Source organism: Vibrio paucivorans (assembly GCF_054053395.1).
Genome location: NZ_CM133230.1, coordinates 1,369,905 through 1,393,043 on the forward strand (window position 1 = coordinate 1,369,905; position 23,139 = coordinate 1,393,043).

The 23,139-nt window shown below is 45.5% G+C and carries 26 protein-coding genes and 1 pseudogene; 19 read left to right on the forward strand and 8 right to left on the reverse strand.

Going from position 1 to position 23,139, the window contains the following annotated elements:
- The first annotated feature begins 63 nt into the window (after window positions 1-63).
- The 8 genes and pseudogenes from ACXABW_RS06425 to ACXABW_RS06460 all read left to right on the forward strand — a co-directional run bounded on the left by ACXABW_RS06425 (window position 64) and on the right by ACXABW_RS06460 (window position 7,222).
- Window positions 64-339, forward strand: coding sequence for a nitrogen fixation protein NifW (locus ACXABW_RS06425; protein ID WP_457524619.1), 276 nt, complete (start codon window positions 64-66; stop codon window positions 337-339).
- Window positions 340-500: 161 nt separating this feature from the next.
- Window positions 501-1,193: pseudogene (locus ACXABW_RS06430) on the forward strand (ABC transporter); the annotation flags it as partial.
- Between the two features lie 229 nt (window positions 1,194-1,422).
- A complete protein-coding gene (locus ACXABW_RS06435; RefSeq protein WP_457524621.1) occupies window positions 1,423-2,691 on the forward strand; it encodes an SGNH/GDSL hydrolase family protein in 1,269 nt (422 codons plus the stop codon).
- A gap of 187 nt (window positions 2,692-2,878) precedes the next feature.
- Entirely contained in the window at window positions 2,879-3,829 is a 951-nt protein-coding gene (locus ACXABW_RS06440; RefSeq protein WP_457524623.1) for an HlyD family secretion protein, read from the forward strand.
- Between the two features lie 5 nt (window positions 3,830-3,834).
- Window positions 3,835-4,758: an ABC transporter ATP-binding protein gene (locus ACXABW_RS06445; RefSeq protein WP_252030547.1), complete on the forward strand. Its 924-nt coding sequence runs from the start codon at window positions 3,835-3,837 to the stop codon at window positions 4,756-4,758.
- On the forward strand, window positions 4,755-5,855 hold the full coding sequence (locus ACXABW_RS06450) for an ABC transporter permease (protein ID WP_457524624.1): 1,101 nt from the start codon (window positions 4,755-4,757) through the stop codon (window positions 5,853-5,855). The genes ACXABW_RS06445 and ACXABW_RS06450 overlap by 4 nt, the downstream gene beginning before the upstream one ends.
- A 177-nt stretch (window positions 5,856-6,032) precedes the next feature.
- Window positions 6,033-6,758 carry an SDR family oxidoreductase gene (locus ACXABW_RS06455; RefSeq protein WP_457524626.1) on the forward strand — a complete coding sequence of 242 codons (726 nt, stop codon included), beginning with the start codon at window positions 6,033-6,035 and terminating at the stop codon, window positions 6,756-6,758.
- A gap of 38 nt (window positions 6,759-6,796) precedes the next feature.
- Window positions 6,797-7,222 (forward strand): bifunctional diaminohydroxyphosphoribosylaminopyrimidine deaminase/5-amino-6-(5-phosphoribosylamino)uracil reductase RibD, encoded by a 426-nt coding sequence (locus ACXABW_RS06460; RefSeq protein ID WP_457524628.1) that lies wholly within the window; start codon window positions 6,797-6,799, stop codon window positions 7,220-7,222.
- A 39-nt stretch (window positions 7,223-7,261) separates the two neighbouring features.
- Here ACXABW_RS06460 and ACXABW_RS06465 read toward each other — a convergent pair whose 3' ends face one another.
- Complete coding sequence (locus tag ACXABW_RS06465) at window positions 7,262-7,444, reverse strand: hypothetical protein (RefSeq protein ID WP_252030553.1); 183 nt, start codon at window positions 7,442-7,444, stop codon at window positions 7,262-7,264.
- 151 nt (window positions 7,445-7,595) lie between these two features.
- Here ACXABW_RS06465 and ACXABW_RS06470 point away from each other — a divergent pair, with 151 nt between their 5' ends.
- On the forward strand, window positions 7,596-8,399 hold the full coding sequence (locus ACXABW_RS06470) for a PhzF family phenazine biosynthesis protein (protein WP_457524630.1): 804 nt from the start codon (window positions 7,596-7,598) through the stop codon (window positions 8,397-8,399).
- Window positions 8,400-8,445: 46 nt separating this feature from the next.
- Here the strand turns inward: ACXABW_RS06470 and ACXABW_RS06475 are convergent, their stop codons facing one another.
- The 3 genes from ACXABW_RS06475 to ACXABW_RS06485 all read right to left on the reverse strand — a co-directional run bounded on the left by ACXABW_RS06475 (window position 8,446) and on the right by ACXABW_RS06485 (window position 10,704).
- On the reverse strand, window positions 8,446-9,219 hold the full coding sequence (locus ACXABW_RS06475) for a siderophore-interacting protein (protein WP_457524631.1): 774 nt from the start codon (window positions 9,217-9,219) through the stop codon (window positions 8,446-8,448).
- Window positions 9,220-9,369: 150 nt separating this feature from the next.
- Window positions 9,370-9,744 (reverse strand): DUF4345 family protein, encoded by a 375-nt coding sequence (locus ACXABW_RS06480; RefSeq protein WP_265689590.1) that lies wholly within the window; start codon window positions 9,742-9,744, stop codon window positions 9,370-9,372.
- 36 nt (window positions 9,745-9,780) lie between these two features.
- Entirely contained in the window at window positions 9,781-10,704 is a 924-nt protein-coding gene (locus ACXABW_RS06485) for an SDR family NAD(P)-dependent oxidoreductase (RefSeq protein WP_457524633.1), read from the reverse strand.
- Window positions 10,705-10,898: 194 nt separating this feature from the next.
- Between ACXABW_RS06485 and ACXABW_RS06490 the strand changes: the two genes are divergently transcribed.
- Entirely contained in the window at window positions 10,899-11,828 is a 930-nt protein-coding gene (locus ACXABW_RS06490) for a LysR family transcriptional regulator (protein WP_457524635.1), read from the forward strand.
- A gap of 68 nt (window positions 11,829-11,896) precedes the next feature.
- Here ACXABW_RS06490 and ACXABW_RS06495 read toward each other — a convergent pair whose 3' ends face one another.
- Both ACXABW_RS06495 and ACXABW_RS06500 read right to left on the reverse strand, forming a co-directional pair.
- Window positions 11,897-12,697: an acyl-CoA thioesterase gene (locus ACXABW_RS06495; RefSeq protein WP_457524636.1), complete on the reverse strand. Its 801-nt coding sequence runs from the start codon at window positions 12,695-12,697 to the stop codon at window positions 11,897-11,899.
- A 140-nt stretch (window positions 12,698-12,837) separates the two neighbouring features.
- Complete coding sequence (locus ACXABW_RS06500) at window positions 12,838-14,031, reverse strand: MFS transporter (RefSeq protein ID WP_457524638.1); 1,194 nt, start codon at window positions 14,029-14,031, stop codon at window positions 12,838-12,840.
- 190 nt (window positions 14,032-14,221) lie between these two features.
- On the opposite strand from ACXABW_RS06500, the gene ACXABW_RS06505 reads away from it, so the two are divergent.
- The gene (locus ACXABW_RS06505; protein ID WP_457524640.1) at window positions 14,222-15,103 is read left to right on the forward strand and encodes a LysR substrate-binding domain-containing protein; all 882 of its coding nucleotides are present in this window, start codon (window positions 14,222-14,224) and stop codon (window positions 15,101-15,103) included.
- A gap of 42 nt (window positions 15,104-15,145) precedes the next feature.
- On the opposite strand, the gene ACXABW_RS06510 is transcribed toward ACXABW_RS06505, so the two are convergent.
- A complete protein-coding gene (locus ACXABW_RS06510; RefSeq protein ID WP_457524641.1) occupies window positions 15,146-16,042 on the reverse strand; it encodes a LysR substrate-binding domain-containing protein in 897 nt (298 codons plus the stop codon).
- A 149-nt stretch (window positions 16,043-16,191) separates the two neighbouring features.
- On the opposite strand from ACXABW_RS06510, the gene ACXABW_RS06515 reads away from it, so the two are divergent.
- Together ACXABW_RS06515 and ACXABW_RS06520 are read left to right on the forward strand one after the other, a co-directional pair.
- Complete coding sequence (locus ACXABW_RS06515; RefSeq protein WP_457524643.1) at window positions 16,192-16,638, forward strand: DoxX family protein; 447 nt, start codon at window positions 16,192-16,194, stop codon at window positions 16,636-16,638.
- A 29-nt stretch (window positions 16,639-16,667) separates the two neighbouring features.
- Window positions 16,668-17,363 carry a pirin family protein gene (locus ACXABW_RS06520; protein ID WP_457524645.1) on the forward strand — a complete coding sequence of 232 codons (696 nt, stop codon included), beginning with the start codon at window positions 16,668-16,670 and terminating at the stop codon, window positions 17,361-17,363.
- A gap of 45 nt (window positions 17,364-17,408) precedes the next feature.
- Here the strand turns inward: ACXABW_RS06520 and ACXABW_RS06525 are convergent, their stop codons facing one another.
- On the reverse strand, window positions 17,409-18,200 hold the full coding sequence (locus ACXABW_RS06525; protein WP_457524647.1) for an MBL fold metallo-hydrolase: 792 nt from the start codon (window positions 18,198-18,200) through the stop codon (window positions 17,409-17,411).
- 100 nt (window positions 18,201-18,300) lie between these two features.
- On the opposite strand from ACXABW_RS06525, the gene ACXABW_RS06530 reads away from it, so the two are divergent.
- The 6 genes from ACXABW_RS06530 (at window position 18,301) to ACXABW_RS06555 (ending at window position 23,119) form a co-directional block, all read left to right on the forward strand.
- Window positions 18,301-19,263, forward strand: coding sequence for a GlxA family transcriptional regulator (locus ACXABW_RS06530; RefSeq protein WP_457524649.1), 963 nt, complete (start codon window positions 18,301-18,303; stop codon window positions 19,261-19,263).
- A 111-nt stretch (window positions 19,264-19,374) separates the two neighbouring features.
- Window positions 19,375-20,004, forward strand: coding sequence for a TetR/AcrR family transcriptional regulator C-terminal domain-containing protein (locus tag ACXABW_RS06535; RefSeq protein ID WP_457524651.1), 630 nt, complete (start codon window positions 19,375-19,377; stop codon window positions 20,002-20,004).
- Window positions 20,005-20,027: 23 nt separating this feature from the next.
- The gene (locus ACXABW_RS06540; protein WP_457524653.1) at window positions 20,028-20,345 is read left to right on the forward strand and encodes a DnaJ family domain-containing protein; all 318 of its coding nucleotides are present in this window, start codon (window positions 20,028-20,030) and stop codon (window positions 20,343-20,345) included.
- A 24-nt stretch (window positions 20,346-20,369) separates the two neighbouring features.
- The gene (locus ACXABW_RS06545) at window positions 20,370-20,732 is read left to right on the forward strand and encodes an MmcQ/YjbR family DNA-binding protein (protein ID WP_457524654.1); all 363 of its coding nucleotides are present in this window, start codon (window positions 20,370-20,372) and stop codon (window positions 20,730-20,732) included.
- A 148-nt stretch (window positions 20,733-20,880) separates the two neighbouring features.
- Complete coding sequence (locus tag ACXABW_RS06550) at window positions 20,881-22,188, forward strand: MATE family efflux transporter (protein WP_457524656.1); 1,308 nt, start codon at window positions 20,881-20,883, stop codon at window positions 22,186-22,188.
- A gap of 169 nt (window positions 22,189-22,357) precedes the next feature.
- Complete coding sequence (locus ACXABW_RS06555) at window positions 22,358-23,119, forward strand: ATP-binding cassette domain-containing protein (protein ID WP_252030570.1); 762 nt, start codon at window positions 22,358-22,360, stop codon at window positions 23,117-23,119.
- The last annotated feature ends 20 nt before the right edge of the window (window positions 23,120-23,139 follow it).

Here is a 23,139-nt window from a genome sequence, read left to right on the forward strand (position 1 = left end):
TCAATGTTTGAAGACGTTGTGGCTAGGTATAATACCAAGCATTCTATTTCTAATTAGGCTGTTATGGCTCAAATACCTATTCAAGACACGATTGCTAGCTTTACTTGTATCGAAGAAGCTTTGGACTACTTTGAGATTGGTTTTGACCGACAATTCATAGAAGAGTTTCGCGAGCCGCTTACCAAACGTTTCGTTGGCAATTTATTGTTAGCCAAACCTGATGATTGGTTTTCTGCTAGAAGAGCATTAAAGAATGCCTATTGTAAAATTCAGCGCGGGCGCCTCGATCGTCAAACACGCTCAGCATGCCGTGGTTGTACGACGTGCCAAAGGCGCTAACCGATCCGTGAACAATCATAATACCTTGTGGAGTAATGCTGGTTAGTACCTAAATCCAGTTGTAGATTTAGGTCATATTTCTATTTTAAATCAGCTTGTTACCTTGCAGATCCTCAAAGCCTGTACCAACCTTATTTCATAACGTTTTATAAGGACTGGGTATGCGCTCCAACACTCTTAAGAACAACCAAGTGGTGGCTAAGGTTTTACTGCCATCACTACTTATTAACCTCCTTTCCTTAGCTGTTCCACTTACCGTCTTGCAAATCTACGATCGTATACTGCCAAACCAAAGTTATGGGACGGCAACCTTGCTACTTATTGGGGCGGCTGTAGCGGTTGGTTTAGAAGCGCTGATCCGTTTTGTGCGAAGTTGGATACTGTCGGCAGCGGCTAACAATACTGAAAACATGACGTATCAGCGGTTGATAGAAAAAATTGGCTGCGCGGAACCATCACAACTTCGTCATGCTGGAGTTGGTGGTGTTGAAGAAGGGTTAGGGTCGGTAAGCCGCGTCAAAGAGTGGTATTCCGGTGGAATAATCGCAGGGTTTATTGATTTACCTTTTGCCATTATATTTTTGGCATTGGTGGCCTACATTGGTGGAGAGCTAGTGCTGGTTCCAGTGGCAGTATGGCTCGCGACATTAGCGATAGTATGGATTTCGTCCCTGAAAGCAAAATCGTTAGGGGAGCAGGCTTCCCGGTACGAACAAGATCGTAAAGGGTTTCTATTGCTACTTAGTCAAACCTTGCAAGGTATCAAAAGACAAGCGGTAGAGTCGAGAATATTCAGTCAATTCAAACATTTGAACTATTCTCGCTCACTATCGAAAGCGAGAGAACAAGAGCAAGTTTGCCGTCAAAAAGGGACTAAGTTTTGTGGAAAAGTTCGTAAGGCGTTTTTGTCGGTTGAGAAAAACGTTAGATATTCACTAAATCTATTGAATATAAATCCTCTGTACCAGAAATGAATATTGTCCTTCTCCAGATTTGACTAAATAGAGCATAAACTCAAAACTCACTCTTGATGAGATTCGATCTCATATAAAAAAGACAATAATCAATAAAGAAGAGTGAACTATGAACAAAGCAATAACGTCAGTTGGGGCTATTCTATTGCCGATCAGTTTAGCGGTTGCAGCCGAAACTCAACCTATGCAGGGGCTATCTCCTGAAATGGTGACCGCTGCTCAGGTACGAAGCGTCCAGTCAAAACAGACCTATACCTACGTCCGATGCTGGTATCGAACGAGCTATTCCACAGACGATTCGGCGACTGACTGGGAATGGGCAGAAAACTCCGATGGCAGTTATTTCACTATCGATGGATATTGGTGGAGTGCAGTGTCATTCAAAAATATGTTTTACACCAATACCTCGCAAAGTGAGATACGAAAGCGCTGTGAAGAAACGTTAGATCTAGCCAATGATAATGCTGATATCACTTACTTTGCTGCTGATAATCGTTGGTCTTACAACCATACGATTTGGAGCAATGACTCCGAAACACAACCAGAAAAGATCAATAAAGTGGTCGCGTTCGGCGACAGCCTGTCGGATACCGGAAACATCTTTAATGCATCGCAATGGAAATTTCCGAACCCTAACAGCTGGTTTTTAGGCCACTTTTCTAATGGGTTGGTTTGGACTGAGTACATCGCAAAAGAGAAGCAGTTACCAGTCTACAACTGGGCGGTTGGTGGAGCTGCGGGTGAAAATCAATACATCGCCCTCACAGGTGTAGGGGAGCAAGTATCGTCTTATCTCACTTATATGAAAATGGCGAAAAACTACTTACCAGCTAATACCTTGTTTACTTTAGAATTTGGCTTGAATGATTTTATGAATTACGGACGCAGTGTTGCCGAGGTGAAATCAGATTATTCGGAAGCCATGACTCGATTGACTGATGCAGGAGCCGAAAACTTATTATTGATGACGTTGCCTGATGCAACTCGCGCCCCGCAGTTAAAATATTCTTCGCAAGAGGAAATCGACAAGATTCGAGCGAAGATTTTAGAGATGAATGCTTTCATCGAATCACAAGCGCAGTACTACATCATGCAGGGGTACAAGATCACCTTGTACGATACTTATACCTTGTTTGAGTCGCTTACTTCAGCCCCTCAGCAGCATGGATTTGCAAATGCCAGTGAAGCCTGTTTGGACATTAATCGTTCATCGGCAATCGACTACTTGTATCGTCATGGATTGCGAAATGAGTGTGCGAATCAGGGGGCCGACAAGTTTGTATTTTGGGATGTCACACACCCAACAACCGCGACACATCGTTATGTTGCTGAGCAAATGCTTGAATCAAGTAAGCAGCTGATGCGACATCCATTCTAACCAGTTCGAACTGCAAAGGTCCTCCATATGTGAGGGCCTTTTTAGTCCCTTCAATTAATTAATCACTAGGTTAATTTTGTATGAATTAAGTTTCTATTATTAAGCATATTGAAAGCGCTATTCTATAAATTCATTGCAATACAATAGTGTGATCGGCTCGCGCCTTACCTGATAAACTGAGGTCTATATGAAACGGCTTTTGATTTGCTCGGCATTTCTCGTCTTACTTACTGCGTGTTCTCCAAATGACTCTTCACAAGCGCTAGGTACTCTTGAACGAGACCGAGTGACTTTCACTGCGACAGCAAATGAAATTATTCGTGAGTTGCCAGCGATAGAAGGGTCTGCGGTCCAGAAAGGTGATGTATTGGTAAGGCTCGACACGACAAGTCAAGAAGCGGTGCTTGCACACGCTGTTGCCGAGCAAAGTAAAGCCGAAGCCTATCTACTGAAGCTAACCAATGGTGAGCGCCCAGAAGACATCGCAGCCGCGCAAGCAAGTGTGAATCGTGCCGCTGCACAACTAACCGAAGCGCAAAAAAACTATACTCGTAAAGCCGAATTGGTTGAGAAAAAGCTGATTAGCCAATCTGAAAAAGACACGGCTTTGGCGTCTCGAGACTCAGCGAAAGCCGAATTAGAATCTGCGAATGAAGAATTTAGCAAACTGACGGCGGGTTCGCGCCCTGAAGACATTGAACAAGCCAAGGCTCAGCTAGATGCCGCGCTAGCGGATGTTGCATTGCAGAAGCAAAAACTAAGCGAACTCACCATAGTAGCTACTCGTGATGGCATCTTAGATAACTTGCCATACAACCTAGGTGAGCGAGTCCCTGTTAATGGTGTGGTTGCGGTGATCCAAGCCAGTCGAGTTCCTTATGCTCGAGTCTATGTTCCAGCAAGTCATCGGATTGATTTCGTGCCTGGAAAATCCGTGCTAGTTAATGTCGATGGGCTTGATGCGCCAGTCGCTGGAAAAGTACGTTGGGTAGCAACGGAACCCTCATTTACCCCTTACTATGCATTAACTGAAGATGAGCGTTCTCGCCTTATGTATTTAGCTGAAGTCGACTTGGAGCCTTCGGCGCAAAATCTTCCTTCTGGTGTACCAACCCAAATTGACTTAGCGGGAGAATAATAACGATGGAGTACGCAATTAAAGCGCACAATGTCGTTAAAAAATTTGGTGACTTCACCGCTATTGACGACATTACGCTCAACGTGCCAAAAGGCAGCATCTATGGTTTCCTCGGGCCAAATGGCTGTGGAAAATCCACGACGATTCGCGTGTTGACTGGGCTTTTGAGCCCGTCAGAAGGGGAAGTCGATGTATTAGGGCTAGAGATACCTAAACAATCTGAATTACTTCGTCTGAAAATTGGTTACATGACACAAAAGTTCTCGCTTTATGATGATCTCACCGTTGAAGAAAACTTGGAGTTTATTGGCCAGATATTTGGCATGGACAACCGGTCATTGAAGCAACGTATTCAAGAGCAGCTTGAGACATATGGTTTAGATCAGCGCCGTAAGCAGCGAGTCGGTGGAATGAGTGGAGGGCAAAAACAACGTTTGTCCCTCGCGGCAGCCACGATGCATAAACCCGAACTTCTTTTTTTGGATGAACCGACATCAGCGGTGGATCCTGAAAACCGTCGAGACTTTTGGGAGCAGTTGTTTGACTTGTCTGATCAAGGCACAACTATTCTGGTGACAACTCACTATATGGATGAAGCAGAGCGGTGCCACCGTTTAGCCATTATGGAAGCCGGGCGCATACGAGCGGATGGTGAACCAGAACAGTTGATGGCGGACATGGGAGTGAAGATTGTTGAAGTTAAGGCCGATAACTTAAGGGCATTAAAAGAGAAATTACTTCAGAGCCAAGAAGTTCGGTCTGCTGCTCAACTTGGTATTCGCCTAAGAGTGCTTATCCATCAGCATATCGAAGACCCGATTGGTTGGTTGCGTGAAAGCTATCCTGAGTTAGTCGATGCGGAGATGAATCTTGCGAGACCAAGTCTTGAAGACGTGTTCGTCACTGTGACAGGGGAGGGACGTCAATGATTCAGTCATTTGCTCGTATGAAAGCTATCATGATAAAGGAAATTCGCCAGCTCTCCCGTGACAGGATCACGTTTGGCATGGTGGTGATGATTCCTCTGATTCAGTTGCTCCTATTTGGCTTTGCCATCAATACCGACGTACGTGACATCCCTATCGGGGTGGTAGACCAAAGCCAAAGTACCGCGGGGCGAGTGATTACTGAGTCGGTTAAGGTTACGCAGGTTGTAGATGTAAAAGCCACGTACTCGACCGCTGAAGAAGCAGAAGTCGCGATTCAAAATGGTGAGGTTCGCGCCGCCTTAATTCTGCCTTCCGATCTCACACAACGTATGACGCAAGGTCGAGTACTAGGGCAGTGGATAGTGGATGGTTCAGATACCATGATCAGCTCTTCGATCTTGGCGTTGCAGAATATGCCGTTGACGGATTTCGATTTTGATATCCGTCCGGCACAAGCTAAGACGTTTGAAGTCGCACTATTTTATAACCCAAGTCGCCGCTCAGCTGTAAACATCGTACCGGGTTTGCTTGGAGTTATTCTTACTATGACAATGATTCTGTTTACCAGCGCGGCAATTGTACGTGAGAGAGAACGTGGCAATTTAGAGCTGCTGATTACTACGCCGATTCACTCGTTTGAGTTAATGGTGGCGAAGATAGTCCCGTATATCTTTGTCGGTTTGATACAGGTGTTCATCATCCTGGGCTTAGGTAACGTGATATTTGGTGTGCCAATTAATGGAGCCATAAGCCAGATATTGTTCGGCACCTTGCTGTTTATTTCTGCCAGCCTAACTTTGGGCTTGGTGATCTCAACCATTGCTTCTACCCAGCTACAAGCGATGCAGATGACGGTGTTTATTTTGCTTCCTTCTATTTTACTGTCTGGGTTCATGTTCCCTTATGAAGCTATGCCAAATGCGGCTCAATGGATATCGGAGGCATTGCCAGCGACACACTTCATGCGCTTGATCCGTGGCATCGTATTAAGAGGTGCTGATCTAAGTGGGATGTGGCATGACACGCTCCGGCTCGCATGCTTCACTGTAGTTGGATTGGTTGTCGCTTCCGCGCGATTCAAGAAGTCCCTCGATTAACCCGCTTATCTTATTGAAGATATTCAACGAACGCCTCACATCACACTGCCGATTTGGGGCGTTTTTTTGATAGAGAGCCCAGTTGAACAAACTCTGACAATTCTTAGCTGGTGTGCAAAGCGCACTCGTTATAAATCAAACAGAGTATTGGATTAACAACAAGTTAAGGTGAGTACCATGTTGGGCTTAGACTATTTGAGCAATAAGAACGTATTGGTGACAGGTGCGACATCAGGAATCGGTAAAGCTCTAGTAATCAAGTTGATTAATGCTGGGGCGAACGTCGCGTTTTGCGGACGTTCGGCCAGCAAGCTAGACGACCTAGTGAGTTTGATCTCAGAGGAAAATAATCAACTGGTTTATGAAGCGTTTGATATTACCGAATATCAAAAAGTCAGCGACTTTATTGCGCGATCTAACACTCAGCTTGGTGGGATCGATTATCTGGTCAACTGTGCAGGTGTAAACTCTGCAAGAGCTGCAGTGAACGAGATTGAATTGGGCGACCTAGAGTGGATGGTCAAAGTTAACATGCTTGCTCCATTTGCGTGTATGAAAGAAGTGTTCAATCAGGCTATGCTGCCACAGGGAGCCGGCTCAATCATCAACGTGATGTCTACGGTATGCCTGTTCTCGAATCAAGGAATTGGGGCGTACACTGCTTCTAAATCAGGATTCGATGCATTAACAAAGGTGTTTCGTAAAGAAGCAAGGCAGCATGGTGTTAAGGTATGCAACATTTATCCTGGTGGAGTTGATACACCATTTCGTGAAGCGGATAGGCCAGAATACTTAGCCGCTGATGATGTTGTCAGCGCAATTCTCACGATGATGCTACAATCGTCGTCCAGCTGCGTTGATGAATTTGTAATTAGACCAATGGTGGAAAGCAATTTTAGTTAGTGGCTGTAATCCATTTATGCCGTAACTGAGAGTGAGCTATGCACGAACAATTTATGCTTAAAGCTTTAGAAATATCAAAGCGAGCGTTACCTGAATGCCAGCCTAATCCGCCAATAGGGTGTGTGTTAGTCAAAAATGGAAAGGTTGTGTCAGAAGGTCATACTCAAGCTATTGGCGGTAATCACGCTGAAGTGGAAGCACTGAATAGTTACAAAGGCTCACTAGAAGGTGTGTCGGCCTATGTCACGTTAGAACCATGCTCATTTGTTGGTAGAACGCCAGCGTGTGCGAGCACATTAGCGAATGCTGGTGTCAGGCGTGTGGTGGTTGCAATGCTTGACCCTGATCCACGTAACAATGGTGCAGGCATCACTATGCTAAGGGGAGCCGGTGTTGAAGTTGAAGTCGGCTTGTGTGGTGAGCAAGTGGCAGCTTTTCTGAGACCTTACTTAGGAAAGTCCTAGAGCCAAAAAGTAATGAGCTCCAATAGGAGCTCATTAACGTTACGCTTTAATGATGATGTCTTCGTTTTCTGTCGTAAATAGTACGGCTTTGTTCTGTTCGATGAGCTGAGAAGCGGATGATGGCGTGACGGCATGAATTTCTCCTTTCGCCCGAATGCTCAACGATTCCCAAGCTCTATCCCTGTATTTACCTGTTTTTGTGTATTGAATTAGCACTTTCATGGTTTTCTCACTCTTAACATCTGCTAAATGTACTTCTAACATTAATCGCTTGATTTAGGTTGCGCACCTGTTAAAAATGAAACGTTAGATTAACCAAATCGTTGTAGAGACTGACTCTGCGTGCAGAGCTAATTGATTTAAAAGGTAATAAATGGAAGTTGAAATCTACCAAGTAGACGCTTTTACTAGTGAACTATTCAAAGGCAACCCTGCCGGCGTGTGTATCACCAAAGAGCCATTATCTGAACCTTTGATGTTATCGATCGCCAGTGAAATGGCATTATCTGAAACGGCTTTCCTGACGTTAAGTGATATGCGCTTGCGTTGGTTCACACCAGAAGTGGAAGTGAAACTTTGTGGCCATGGTACCTTGTCTGTCGTTAACGTAATGAAGGAGCAAGGGCTGGTTCAAGTGGGAGACACCATCGCTTTTCAGACCTTATCTGGCGAGCTGATAGCTAAGGTAGGGGAGTCGAGCACTGAGCTGGATTTTCCAGCGCCCGAACTAGATTTTACACTACCGGTTAATGAGGACTTATTGAGCAACTTGGGCCTTAGTCGGGATGATGTTGTAGCGTACTGTGGGTTTACATCGAAGGTGTTAATTCAAGTGAAATGTGAGCAGGTAGTACACGACATAAAACCGAATTTTAGTGGGCTAAAGAGCATAGAAGGTAGGGGGGTTGTGGTTACTGCGTCATCAGAGCAATCTAGTTTAGATTTTGTTTCTCGTTACTTTGCACCTTGGGTGGGAATTGATGAAGATCCAGTGACTGGGTCTGCGCATTGTAGGTTAACCCAGTTTTGGGCTCAGGCGACGAGTCGAACTCAGTTTTCTGCGTACCAAGCGTCTGCTCGAGGTGGTTACTTATCTACTGAACTTACGCCAAATGGTAGGGTTAAGCTGGTGGGTGATTGCCGGACAATACTACGCGGCACGATGATCGTTGCGTAACTTAGAGATTTAAGGCGAGCCAAGTGGCTCGCCATTTTTATGAAGCTTAGCCATCATGCTTGTCGGCGTCTTCTTTCTTAAGCACCTTGTGCCCGTCTTCGGTAACGCCTTTTTTCCAGTAACTACTTAGGTAGATGTTTTCACGTTCTACCGACTTTTCATTACGGAAGTATGTTCGCATTGCACGCATTGAATCAAATTCACATGCTGCCCATACCGATACGCTACCGTCTAGCCATGGCTGGTTACGAACTGTCTCAATCAAAGAATCCTGCTCGGTGACCCAGGTAACAGTCAGGCTGCTCGGTACCTGTAGGTTCTGAATATCGTCAAGGCTAGTCACCTGAATGACAGCATAGCCTTTAGCATCGCTGGGTAGAGCACATACTTTTGCAGACAGTGCAGGTAATGCAGTCATATCGGCAACCATAAAGAACCAATCAACATCGGTATTAATGTCTGTGATTGCTCCTGGCCCAGCAATATTGATGGTATCGCCTACCTTTGCATTGATTGCCCAGCGAGCCGCAAACCCACATTGCAAATCTTGCGTTAAGTGGCGAACGAAATCGACAGTAATAGAGCGTTGCTGTTTGGAAAACTGTCGAATTGTGTAAGTGCGCATCGCAGGGCGAGCGCCTTCTTCTAGGCTTGCTAAGTTGGTTTCACCAGATTGGTTGAAAAGAAGTTTGATATAGCTGCCTTCGCAGTTTTCAGGGAATTCCGATAGGCCTTCACCGTGGAAAACAATGCGCTGCATATTTGGAGAGATTTGTTCGGTACTAGTGACAGTAAGCTGTCGAAATGTCGGCTTTTTCATAGTTACTTCATGATAATAGTTATCTTTTAGATCTAGATTAGCACCAAGTAAGCAGCGAAGATATTATCTTTAATAAATTTTACGTTTGTTACCGTCAAATTAGAAAAGCAGCCGGTGTCATGGCTGCTTTGTTTGATAGGAACTAGTTGATCAATAAAAGCCACCGTTTTTCATGTGCGCGAAGAGCAGTACTGAAGCAATAACCACTTCCAGTAGCAGTGGAGGGATTACAGCTTTATCGAATCCGTCTAAGGCTAAGCCGACGACTCTTCCTACCGCGACGGCGAGCATGATAATTGCGACGAAGAAGTAGCCCTCAGTATCGCCGGAAATTAACCCTAGCGCGAGCATCGTTACACTTGCTAGAAATAGGCCACCGATAACAGAACGAATGGTGTTGAGGCCTGCTTTACCCACGGGTTCTAACGCAAAGTTGGCAATCATCTTGTGCGGGGCAAACATCGACATGATGCCAAGTCCTGTTAACATTAGCGTTGCCAATCCAACTAAAATTTGAAGTGTCATATCCATCATTTTTCTCCTCTGGGTATCGAAATAAATCTAGGTAAATTGTTGAATTGCTTGGTGGGCATTGTCCTGCGCAAACGTATCGCCAAATGAAGGGTCGATAGTGATCTGATCCACAACGGGGCCAGTTGGAGAACCCGCATGGCTTGCATAGAAGTGACCGCTTTCAAAGCGAGGATCAAACAGGCCATCTAAATAGCGCTTTGCCCCTTTCTCCACGCTGTGCATCATGCCAAGCATGGGCATTACCAGCCCGCCAACGTATTTGAAAAAGACTTTCTTCAGGAAGGGTAGATCGTCCATTCCGTTAGTACCCGTTGTGCCGCCAGGGCTCATGGTCACGAAGCGAAGGTGTGGGTGTTGCCTCGCCATTGATGCCATCCATAACGTTCCCGTTAGCTTGATGGTTCCATAGATATCTAAAGGGTCGGCATTACTGTTGAACTTGCTGCCGTCGGCGATAGAGGCAAATTCGTCGACGGACGAAGATGTTAATTCAGGTTTAGCAACACCCATTTTAGGAATGCCTCGAGCAGTTTCTGACCCAGCATACAAGATGGTTGAAGTGACCAACTGATGCTTAATCAGCTCTTCTACTAGTACTACGTGTCCTAGCACATTTGCCGCAAAAATTGTCGTCACGCCATCGCTGGTGAGTTGGTGGGGTGTACGCCCGCCTGTGCCGCCTGCATTGAGAACCACTGCATCGAGAGGTGCGTTTAGAGTAGTGACTGCACTGCGTACCGAGCTTGAGTTAGAAACGTCTAGGATTAGGATTTCAAATATATTCTTCCCAGTGAGTGCTTCGAGTTGTGCTTTTGCTTCTCTTGCTTTTGTTAGACTTCTGCAGCCTAGAATGATCTTGTTTATGCCGTCTTGTTGAGCGAGTTGTCGAGCTGACTCAAAACCAATTCCGGCATTCGCGCCGGTAATCAATACCGTTTTAATTGTTTTCATGTCTTTCTCCAATGGTGTGATTGTTGACATGGGATTAAGTTAGCATGATTGAAAAATGGCCTGTATACGGGTAAAAGTGGACATGGTGTTTCAAAAGTGAACCATAAAGATGCAAGCATGAGAACAGTCAGACTTGGCGTTAAGCATGTATAAACGCTACGTAGGGTTCGGTAATAGAAAGGTGGAGTGAAGACGTGATAAGTAATGAAAGTTATGCGTTTAACTGGGATGATCTGAAGTATTTTCTAGCGGTTGTTCGTGCTGGGACACTGCGTGGTGGAGCAGAGAGTATCGACGTGAACCACACCACTCTGACACGTCGAATCTCTGTCATGGAGGAGAAAGTCGGCAGCCGATTGTTCGACCGTTCAAAGCAGGGATTGGTTCTGACCCAAATAGGTGAAGAACTACTGCCTTATGCAGAGAGGGTTGAAGATGAAATGATATCGGCGTCGAGAATGATCATTGGCCGGGATGCCGATCCTGTTGGTATGGTGTATGTCTCGTTACCGCATGGGATGGCGATGACGTCTTTGATGGATGACTTTGCTCTGTTTGCTGAGCGTTACCCAGACATCACTTTGAACCTGCAGTTTGGTAATGAAATTGCTAACTTGAACCGTCGTGAAGCCGACGTATCGATTCGTGTGGCCAATGAAGTGTATGACGACGCGGTAGGGCGTCGACTAGTACAAATGTCGCAAGCGGCGTATTGCACTCGCGAATACGCAGAAAAAGTAAAAGATAACGCAGGAGAGGGGCTCAACTTTATTGGCTGGCATGAACCAGAAGGCGATGTATCAGCAAAATGGTTGAAAGAGAGCTTTTATCCTAAAGCGACGCTAAAGCATCGAGTGTCCGAATTAGTGCCACTGATTTCGCTGGCAGCCTCAGGTTTGGGTATGGCATATCTTGCTTGTAACTTAGGAGACAGACACCCGAATTTGGTTCGAGCGCCATTTCAAAAGCCGTTGCCTTATCGAAGCATTTGGTTGCTGCTGCATCGAGATCTACGTCGTACGGCTAGGATTCGTTGCTTTGTCGACTTTTTAGCAGAGCAAGTTCAGTCGAGAGAGAATGAGTTCTGGGTGGCCGGGACGGTTAAAGATACGTCACGTGTCTAGAGCACAACCTTTTGAGCCAAACACGATACTGCCACCACACATGTTAGTTTAGAGTGCCTGCAGTAAGGCTAACTGAAAACCGCAACGCTTTGTCGGCTAATCGCGACAAGCTCGCCTGTGTCGTTCCAAATATCAGCCTCTAAGTGGGCGTAGCCATTCCCGGCTTGGCGCGTAATCGCTTTATAGGCAAACCATTCTTTAGGGTCAACCGGCTTATGAGGGTGAATGAACTCTAGGTTCCACATCATAGTGCTCGCTGGTGCTGGCCCTTTCATCATTTGCAGCACCGCTGGTGGCCAAGCGTCAATTAGGCAGATCAAGTGAGCATCTGAGATATGAGTTGGTGGCTCTTTGAAGCGCATCCATCCATGCACATGAGAGTCTGGCTGCCCAGTATAAGGCATTGCACCTTCTTCAATCGCTAAATCGATATTGCCGATAAAACTTGGTGTCACGGATGGGACAAAAGGCACCAGTGGTAGTGAATTTGGCTGACTAAGGTTATGTGATTCTGAGTTAGCGACTTCAATTTCAGAGAAACGATCGATACCAAAACTAGCTTGCTGCATTACCGCTACGTCGCCATTCTGAACCAGACGCGAAGTGAGTTGGGAAGCATTTTTCCCTTCACGCAGAACTTCCACTTCAAATGAAAAAGGTGTGTCGGAAAGCAGTGGGCCAACAAAGTTGGTCGTCAGCGAGCGTAGAGGGCGATCTGATGCCACTTTGACTTTCATTGCGGTGTAAAGCAATGCAGCGGAAATGCCACCAAATGCTGTTCTTCCTTGAGCCCAGCTTTGAGGGAAAGTCATGGTTGTGCCGTTGTTAACGCAATCTTCGGCTTGTTGGAGGAGTTGATCAATGTGCATAGTGAGACTTTGTTATCGGAATGTAAAAATGACATTAACTGGTCTAACCAGGTAATTCAATCCATACCTTTATCTCTAAGTTGAAACTGTTAACTCGGTGGCAGTGACCGAGTTAACAGTACCTAGCTAACAGTATCTAGTTATTCAGTAACTAGGTTAGTTCCTTGCTGGTGAGAGGAACGTGAATCGAGCTTTCCACTCAAACGAGTTAGGCATAATGCAAGAAGAACAATCATCGCACCAATCCAAGGCGTATGCATTAGGCCAACATTGGCAACGATGAGGCCACCTCCCCATGCTCCCAGTGCAATACCAACGTTAAATGCAGCGATATTGAGGCCGGAAGCGACATCGACTGCGTCTGGTGTGTATTGCTCTGCCAGCTTAACGACATAGACTTGAAGGCCGGGGACATTTCCAAATGCAAACGCCCCCCAAATCAAGATAGTCATCACGGCGGTGATTGGGTTTACAGCCGTAAAATTAAACACCACCAAAATCGCGGCCAAGCCAGAGAAAATAACAGTTAGTGCTTTAATTGGCCCCATTTTATCGGCCATCTTTCCGCCCCAAATATTGCCAACGGCAACGGACACTCCGTAGACCAGCATGATCAAGCTGATGGCATTGGCATCAAAGCCTGAAATATTCTCTAGGATAGGTGCTAGGAAAGTGAATGCTGTAAATGTGCCGCCATACCCAAGTGCAGTGATGGCATAAACCAACAATAACCTTGGCTGAGTGAGTACTTTGATTTGTGCCGACAGCTTTGCAGCTGGTGGCTGTTTCAAGTTACTAGGGACCAGTAATGCGCTGCCAATTAATGCGATGAGCCCCAAAATAGCGACGATTAAAAAGGTCGATTGCCAGCCAAATGTCTGTCCAATATAAGTACCGAGCGGTACACCAGTGACAAGAGCGACGGTTAAACCAGTAAACATAATAGCGATGGCGCTGGCTGCTTTATCTTTAGCGACTAATCCCGTAGCAATGGTCGCTCCTATAGAAAAGAACACACCATGAGCAAGGCCTGTCAATATTCTTGCGGTTACTAGTGTCGTGTAGCCCGGTGCTTGCCACGCTAGAATGTTACCTGCAACGAAGAGCGACATTACGGCAAGTAAAACATGTTTACGATTCCATTTTCCAGTGAGTGCCGTGAGTACAGGCGCTCCGACTGCAACACCTAGTGCATATAGGCTGACAAGCAATCCTGCTGAAGGAATGGATACGTTCAAATCGGTTGCCATAGTAGGAATTAATCCAACTATGACGAACTCTGTGGTTCCAATGGCAAAGGCGCTGAGCGTCAATGCTAGAAGTGCTAAAGGCATAATTTCTCTCTTTTTATCTTCATCGCGAGCGACCCAAATTTGAGCTCACGTGCGTGAACGCGATATGTGCTGAACTTGGCGAGCATTATGCGCAGTTAGGTGGTTGCTAAAAATGGTGGTTTTAACAAATGACTTTTGTAGAAATTGCAATAAAATAAGTTAAGTACTTTATACGATACCGAGAGAGCTGATGAGAACACGTTCCGATGATCTGGAGATATTACTGACCGTGGTGGACAGTGGAGGGTTTTCTGCGGCGGCAGAGGTTCTAGATATCCAAGTTGCTCGTGTTTCGAGAGCGGTGAGTAAAGTAGAGAAGCAGCTTGGGGTTTCATTGCTCAACCGTACAACTCGACGTGTAGAAATGACAGATGAAGGTCGGCAGTTTGTTGAAGCCGTTAGAGAAGGCTTAGTTAAGATCCAGCAAGCCGAGGAAGAAGTGGTTTCGCGAGGCGAGTTACCTAAAGGGCGGTTAAGGGTCGATGCGGCTAGTCCATTTGTGTTCCATCAGTTGGTACCTTTGGTTCAGTCGTTTAATCAAGCGTACCCAGACATTCAGCTTGAACTGACGTCGAATGAAGGCTTTGTTGACTTGATAGAGAAAAAAACCGACCTCGCCATTCGCATTGGCAAGCTAGAGGATTCGACATTACATGCTCGTCCACTGGGAAAAAGCTTACTCTATTTAGTAGCATCGCCGGATTACTTAGCCCGCCGTGGTATTCCTAAATATGTGGCAGAGCTGAATGCTCACGATACGATAGGGTTTTCATCGCCCAAAACCCTAAATCACTGGCCGCTAAAAGGATTTGAAACCTTGAGTCCAAGGTTCACCTCCAGTAATGGAGAGACAGTGAGAATGCTCGCGCTGGCTGGAAATGGTATCGCTTGCTTATCGGGGTTTATGGTCAAAAAGGACATTGAGGAAGGGCGTTTAGTGCCGATATTAGAAACCGAAAAGCTTTCCAATACCGACAGAGAGCAGGTGAATGCGGTGTACTACAAGTCTTCTTCTGTCGCGAAACGAATTTCCGCATTTATCGACTTCATTCAGCCAAAGCTCATTCTTTGAGCAAATGTGCTCAATGATTAAGTTTGTGTTGTATGGCCAGTACTACTTCACTCCCCAATCTTGCTGTTTGAGCTGTTCGATAAACCATTGGCAGGCTTTGCCATCACTGTCTTTGTGCCAAGCAATATAGAGATCTTGTGCCGGACGTGGAATAGCACACTCCTTTACAATGAGTTGCCCGCTGTCCAAAAATGGTTCAGCGATGTGATGTGGTAAAAATCCGATTCCTAAGCCTTGTAACTGTGCTTCCAGCTTGGAAGAGATTGAATTAACACGAATCACTTGTTTGCTCTTAAATAATCCACTATCACGCACTGGCAACAATTGTGAGGTGTCGGAGACAACAATAGACGGATATTCTGCCAACTGCTCTGCGGTGATCACACTGTCTAGCGAGGCTAAAGGGTGGTGGCTGGCAACCGCAAAAGTGAAAGACACAGAGCCGATATGATGGGTTTCAAACAGTCCTTTGGGTAATTCGCCTGTTGCACCGATGACAATATCCGTTCTGCGGCTGTGAAGGGCATCCCAGCCACCCCCTAGTACTTCGACACTAAGGCTAATATCAACATTTTGTTCGAGCTTATTGAATTCATTAATGAGTGTGAAGATAGGAGAATGGGGAATGATGGAGTCACGCGCGATACGCAGCTCACTTTCCCAGCCAGACTCCAGCTGTTGAACGGATGCGGCTAAACGATGCGTAGCGAGCAGAATTTCTCGCCCGTGTTCTAGAACTAATTGGCCCGCGGGCGTAAGCGATGCGCGTTGTTTCGAACGATCAAATAAAGCGACACCCATATCATCTTCTAGTTTCTTTATTGTATAAGTTAGCGCCGATGGAACCTTATAAAGTGATTCTGCAGCGGCAGCAAAACTTCCTTTTTTGTCGATGGCATCGAGCGCTCTCAGTGCGTCGATAGTGATTGCATGATGCATGGAATTTCCCTATTCAAATATTTTGAACTAACTCTTCAAATCATTCCGATTTTTTCTTCAATCTAACACAACTAAACTTTGATTCAACGCTTGAGAAGACGGCTTCTCCTGGAAATTAAAAGATATTTAAAAAGATTGAGGAAATGATTATGAAAACACTTATAGCGAAAATTGCAGCATCGAACGCTGGTTACGCCGCGTTGGCATTACGTATTCCTGTCGGCATCATTTTCATGGCGCATGGTGCTCAGAAGTTATTTGGTTGGTTCGGTGGGTATGGCCTTGCAGGGACGGGGCAGTGGATGGATTCAATTGGTCTTGGCCCAGGTGTTGTAATGGCATTTCTAGCCGGTAGCGCAGAGTTTTTCGGTGGGTTAGCTCTACTACTGGGATTATTGACTCGACCAGCAGCCGTGCTTACCGCATTTACTATGGTTATTGCTATCTTTGCAGTGCATTTTGAAAACGGTTTGTTCATGTCAAATAATGGTTATGAATTTGGGTTAGCACTATTAGCAGCCAGTGTTTCGTTGGCTTTTTCAGGCGCGGGTAACTGGGGCGTTGATAAAACGATTGCTAACAAATTCGCGTCATAGCTGAACACTAAGAAACTGGAGGTACAATTATGATTACGGTAAGACACTCTCAAGATCGTGGTCGAGCTAACTTTGGCTGGTTGGATAGTAAGCACACCTTTTCGTTTGGTAGCTACTACGACGCTAAGCATATGGGGTTCTCTGAGTTGCGAGTGATTAACGATGATGTCGTGCAGCCTGGAGCAGGGTTTGATACTCATGGTCATCGCGATATGGAGATCATCAGCTATGTACTTAACGGCTCTATTGAGCACAAAGACAGCGAAGGTAATGTGCAAACGTTGCCTGCTGGAGAGTTCCAGCTTATGTCGGCAGGTAAGGGTATCTATCATAGCGAGTACAATGCGTCTAATTCTGAACCGCTGCGTTTCTTACAAATTTGGATACAGCCAAATAGCTTTGGTAACACGCCGGGCTACCAACAAAAAAACTTTGGTAAAGAAGCGGGTTTAACGTCCATAGCGACACCAACAGGTGACAATGGAACGCTGAAGATCATGCAAGATGCATCGTTACACCAGCTTATTTTGAAACCAAACACCGAACTGGCTTTTCCAATCGTAGATGGTCGCAATGTGTATGTTCATCAAGTAGAAGGATCACTCTGCGTTGATAATACAACGATTCATCCGGGGGATGGTGCAAAGGTAGAGCAACAGTCTAAAGTGGTCTTTTCCAACTCGACGGCGGAGTCTGTCACTGCGATTGTGTTCGACCTTCCATAACCTTGTCCTTAAAGGGCTGCGCAATGTGACGCAGCCCTTTGTGTTTTAGAATATTAACGTTTCACCATCTAGTGGGATCAGCACTTTTTCAGACAGGCCTTGTGCCTCTAATGAGCGTGTGAGTGTTTTTCGGTCAACCGGGCAATGATTAAGCGCTTCCATATGATTGGCGATGACTTTACCCGGTGACAAGCGAATGAACTCAAGCACTTCATTGGTTGGCATCAGCAAAGGTTGGCCAACATCCATTTGTGCTTGGCCTGCTGCAACTACGGTTATGTCTGGCTTTAGTTCAGTTAGCGCACGCTTGACGTTTTCGGTTAGTACCGTATCACCACTAATGTAAATGCTTGGTTCATTAGGAAGAGTTAAGAAGAAACCGCTACCGTTAGCCATGACTTTGTGAATCCAACCGTGCCCATGTTGAGCTGGTACTGCAGTAATCATCCCACCTAGGAACTCAGTAGCTTGCCAATCTTCTAATCCATGCGAAACAGTAATGCCATATTTCTCTAAATAGCGCTTGTCTTTGCTTGGCGTCGCTACCGGAATACTTCTTTCCGTAAGAAAGTTTTCGCCTGCTGCGTCGAGATGATCGCTGTGTTGCAAAGGCTTAAAGCCAAACGTTTGGCTGTGAGTTATTAAAGTATGTGTCACTTTCTCTAGTAACTCATTGGCGATATTGGGCAAACCGACAGTCGGGTTACGCTCGAGTTTGAATCGCACCATTGAAAAAGGAGGAAGCGACCCTTTCTCGCCGAGCATAGGATCGATCAAAATGAAATGTTCGTTGGTTTCGATGATAAAAGTTGCGCTGCGTAGATGGTGAATTTTCATGCTAGTGCCTTCGTGATTCGAGTGGGTAGGGGTAGTATGCAAGATGTAAAATGTGTGCAAAACTGTCCTAAAGGGCATCTAACGCTCAAATCGGGTCAAAATGGATACACCTAAAACTTATAAAGTTGCTCTGGTGGCATTTGAAGGCATCAGCGCTTTTCATTTGTCAGTACCTTGTTTAGTTTTTCAAGACGTTTTCATCGATCGTCGAGCGCTGTTCGAGCTGGAAATTTGTAGCTTGAGCCAATACGATATTTCAAGCGCTTCGGGGTTTGATATTGTTGTGAAACATGACATCCAGATTATAGACAACTCGGATATCATCATTATCCCAAGTTGGCCTAACGCCTTACCTGATGTGCCGGCCAACTTAATCGAAAAGTTGCTTGCCGCGCATCAACGAGGGGCGACAATCGTTGGGCTGTGTCTGGGCGCTTTTGTACTGGCACACACTGGTTTATTAAATGGTAAAACGGCCACAACCCATTGGGCGTTTTCAAAGCAGTTCGAACAACGTTTCCCAAATGTAATCTTTGATAATCAGCCTTTGTTTATCGACCATGGCCGACTGATTACTTCTGCAGGAACGGCTGCTGCGCTGGATTGCTGCTTACATATCGTGAGAAAGCTATGTGGTAGTGAGGTCGCGAGTGAGTTAGCTAGAGTGATGGTCACAGCGCCATTTAGAGCGGGCGGGCAGCAACAATATATCCCTACACCAATAAGTCCAAGGCCTGAAAATCCAACAAGCTTTACTCAAGTGATCGAACAAGTCGAAAGCAAAATAAATCAACAGCACAATATTGATACGCTAGCAGAGCGCTGTGCGATGAGCCGCAGAACATTTACTCGCCAGTTCAAAGCCAACTATGGCTGCACGTTTGGTCAGTGGCTAATGAATCAGAGGCTTCAATTGAGTCAACGACTGCTGGAAAGTAGCCAATACCCCATCTCCCAAGTCGCCGAGCTATCGGGTTTTGGCTCGGAAAGCGTTTATCGCAAGCACTTCAAAACAGCATTTCAACTTTCCCCCTCCCAATGGCGTGCCAATTTTAGTGGGTAGCGAACCACTTTAGGCTTCATTTTTCGTTCCATCGTTGTTGATTTATTAAGTTAATACAATTAAGTTATGAGAATTAACTTAATGGCGTTAACTAATCTAAGGCGACTAACAGTGAAATCGAACAAAGGGCGACCTGCACAAATTTCAAAAGAAGATGTAGTGAATGGGGCCCTGAGCATTGGTCTTTCAAGTGTCACAATGAACTCACTGGGTAAGCAGCTTGGTGTGAGTGCAACTGCTTTGTATCGGCATGTTAGTTCCAAACACGCGCTTATCTTGATGTGTAGCGACATGGTATTAGGCAAAGTCGCATTGCCAGAAGAGAGTGATTGGGAAGGCTACTTATACACATTCGCGGAACGATTTCGTCAAGCGCTACTATCGATGCCAGGTTCTGTCGAGTTTGTTCGTCATACGCAAGAATTTACACCTGCAACAAACGTGCTAGCTAACGACGTATTAAGAGTACTTGGTGATGCCGGCTTTGAACCTGAAATCGGGTTTATGGCCTTTGTGAGTGTATATACCCGAGTGACAGATCTTGTAGAGCACCAAGAAAGATCATCTATGGTGAAGGCTAATGAAACAAGTTCATCAAAAAACTCAGAAATGCTTTCTCAACTTGATGAACTCCCATATCTGGCGAAGCTGCTGAGTAACACTCAGTCATTGGATTACGACCAGTATTTTAAAGACGGAATTAAGATAACCATTGAGGGTTTAAAAGCAGTGTACTGCTGATCTCTCAAATTTCTCCGGAGGCAATGATGTCACTATTTATTGATAACGCGATTGGAGGATGGATTCGCAACGCGGAAAAAACAGGGGAGTTGAAGAACAATGCATATAACGGCAAAGAGCTGGATTTAGAAGATTACTTCAAAACACCGGCAGAGCATCGTATGGGGATGAAAATCCTTAAAGATGCTAACTGCTTACCGCCGGCTGTAGAACTAATGAAGCAGATTGAGAAGAAGAAAGCACAACTAAGTAACGAAAGCGACCTTCAGGCACAAGAGCAGCTGCGAAAAGAGATAACTGCACTAGAATTGAAAAAATCGCTATTGTTAGAGAACAACTAATTCATCCGACGACAGGTAGCTGAAATGAATCATGACGAGTTCAACCAATTTTGTAGTGCTTTCACTGCCACAACGCACGTGGTGCAGTGGGGCAATTCGGAGGTGTGGAAAGTTGGGGGTAAGGTATTTGCGATTGGTTTTCAGCTATCGGATGGAAAACCTGCCTACACATTTAAAGTCTCACCCATGAATTATGATTTCCTCAAAGAATACGATGGATACCGTCCAGCGCCATACTTCGCCAATCGAGGAATGAAGTGGATTCAACAGACAGATACCTCCGGTAAGCTGGACGATGACTTAAAATATTACCTTTCTGAGTCTTACCGAATCGTCGCCAGTGGATTAAGTAAGCGCAAGCGAGAAGAGCTAGGAGTGTCCATTTAAACTGAGCCAGATGACTTGGTGCGTTATTCGCGGTAATCGAGGTTCATTTAGTAACACCACTAAATGATAATAGTATTCAATTGCAGTTCACAATATCACAGTGTTCGAATATGATAGCGCCCTCCAAGCTCAGACGGCCCTGAAATCGATGCACCTCCTGACCCATAAAGACTATTTAAAAATTGCGTTTCCTTTCATTATTTCAACGGTGACCCAGCCACTACTGGGCGCGGTAGATACAGCGGTTATCGGCAAGCTAGGAGTGGCAGAGTTAATTGGTGGGGTTGCGATTGGCACAGTCGTTATGAATACCCTCTATTGGCTTTTCGGCTTTTTCCGAGTGAGTACTACTGGTCAAAGTGCGATCGCACTGGGTAAGAATAATCATGCCGATCAGGCCAGCAGCTTATTTAGACCATTTGTGCTTGCGCTGTGTGTCGGGTTAGCTTTTATCGCTTTGCAATCCGTGATTTGGAAAGCGGCAGCGTGGGTCATCTCACCTGATGCCGTTGTCGGACAAAACGCTAAGATTTACTTTGACATCATGATCTTCGGTGCGCCATTTGTTTTGCTGAACTACACCATTATTGGTTGGTTAATGGGGCAGGCTAAGGCTAAGGAGACCTTGTTCACTCAAGTATTTGGTAATGTACTGAATATTGTGTTGGATCTGGTGTTCGTTCTTTATTTGGATATGGGTATTGCTGGCGTAGCCATAGCGACTCTCATCGCCCAAATCACTACATTCGCAATAGGCGTGGCTTTTGTTCTGAAGACTTGCCAGTTCTCGCTTTTTGAACATATTCGAACCGCGAAAATGTCACGAAAAGACCTTACGGTCATAGTCTCTTCGAACATCGATTTGCTGCTACGGACGGTATGCATTTTAGTGTTTTTCAATATGATGGCACGCGTGGGCTCTCAACTTGGGCCTGACGTACTTGCCGCATATGCTATCCTAATGCAGGTAACGTTTCTTGTTAGCTATATGTTCGACGGTGTGGCGAATGCGTCGAGTGTATTTGCAGGTAAAGCCGTAGGGCAGAAGAATCCGACATTACTCGATAACGTGATTAAGTTGAACACGCAGTGGACAACGGGATTTGTTGTTGTTCTTACGCTACTGACTTTCCTATTCAATCAGTCAATTGTGACGCTGTTTACTACCTTACCTGAACTCGTAGATCTGTATTTGGACATGAGTGCTTGGTTGTTGGTGTTCCCGTTAGTCGCGGGTTATGGCTTAACCTTCTATGGAATATTTACAGGAACAGGTACCACTCGCCCAGTACGCAACTCGAGTTTTATCACGCTATTAGTGTTCTTAATCACGCAGTTTATAGCGGTTCAGCACTGGGGAAATCATGGTTTGTGGTTGGCGTTTACCTTGTTCTATGTTGGACGTTTTGCTTTCTTGTATCCATACATCGATCAAGTTAAGCAAAAGTGTGGTTAGTTTATACTCAAATTGTTTGTTCCATTACTCCGCCGCCTAGGGCGGAGTAACTCGCCTTCGAGGCTAAATTAAAGGGAACGGCGTTTAAATAACCCCTCCGAGTGGTTTTATTGCGCTAGCTCACATGCTACTATTTGTGATGTTATACCATTACATTTAGCTTGTTGTTGTGACTTCCTTGCCAATACTCTCTGTTAATCATCTCAGCCTTACAGACTCAGAACGTACACTTTTCAAAGACATTTCTTTTGAGCTGTTTCAAGGTGAAATTCTTGCAATTATGGGGCCTTCCGGCATTGGTAAATCCATGTTGTCGAAAGCCGTCGCAGGTTTTTTGCCGTCTGATGTTTGGGTGGGCGGAAGTATTCAGATCAACGGTAGTGAAGTGGCACAAACTGCCATGCTGCAGCGCAGTCAGTCGCAGCGACCTGCGGTCATTTTCCAAGATGCACTTAAAGCGCTGAACCCATTGGCGTCTGTCGAACAGCAACTGTGTTTGGCGTTGACAGGCAACAAAACACGTTTGTCTTCAGCAAACCTAGAAACGGTGACTGCCTTGTTGTCTCAGCTCGGATTTGCGGATCCAAGAGCTGCATTGGCACAGCACCCAAGTCAGCTATCTGGTGGTCAGCGTCAGCGTATTTGTATTGCGATTGCGTTGCTTGGTAGTGCCAACTTGATCATCGCTGATGAGCCCACTAGTGCGCTCGATCCAATCACCGAAGCGGAAATTCTTGAGTTGTTTCGCAGTAGTGTTCAGCAACGCAACATCAGTGGTTTGTTGATTACGCACGATCTATCTGCAGCTTTAGCGTGCGACAAAATCTTGGTAATTGCTGATAACACCATGGTGGCGTATGGATCACCATGGCAAGCCATTCATCAAAGTTCACATCCTTTTTGCCAACAACTTGCGCAGCTACTGCCTTAACCTCATCTCTGGAGCCTATT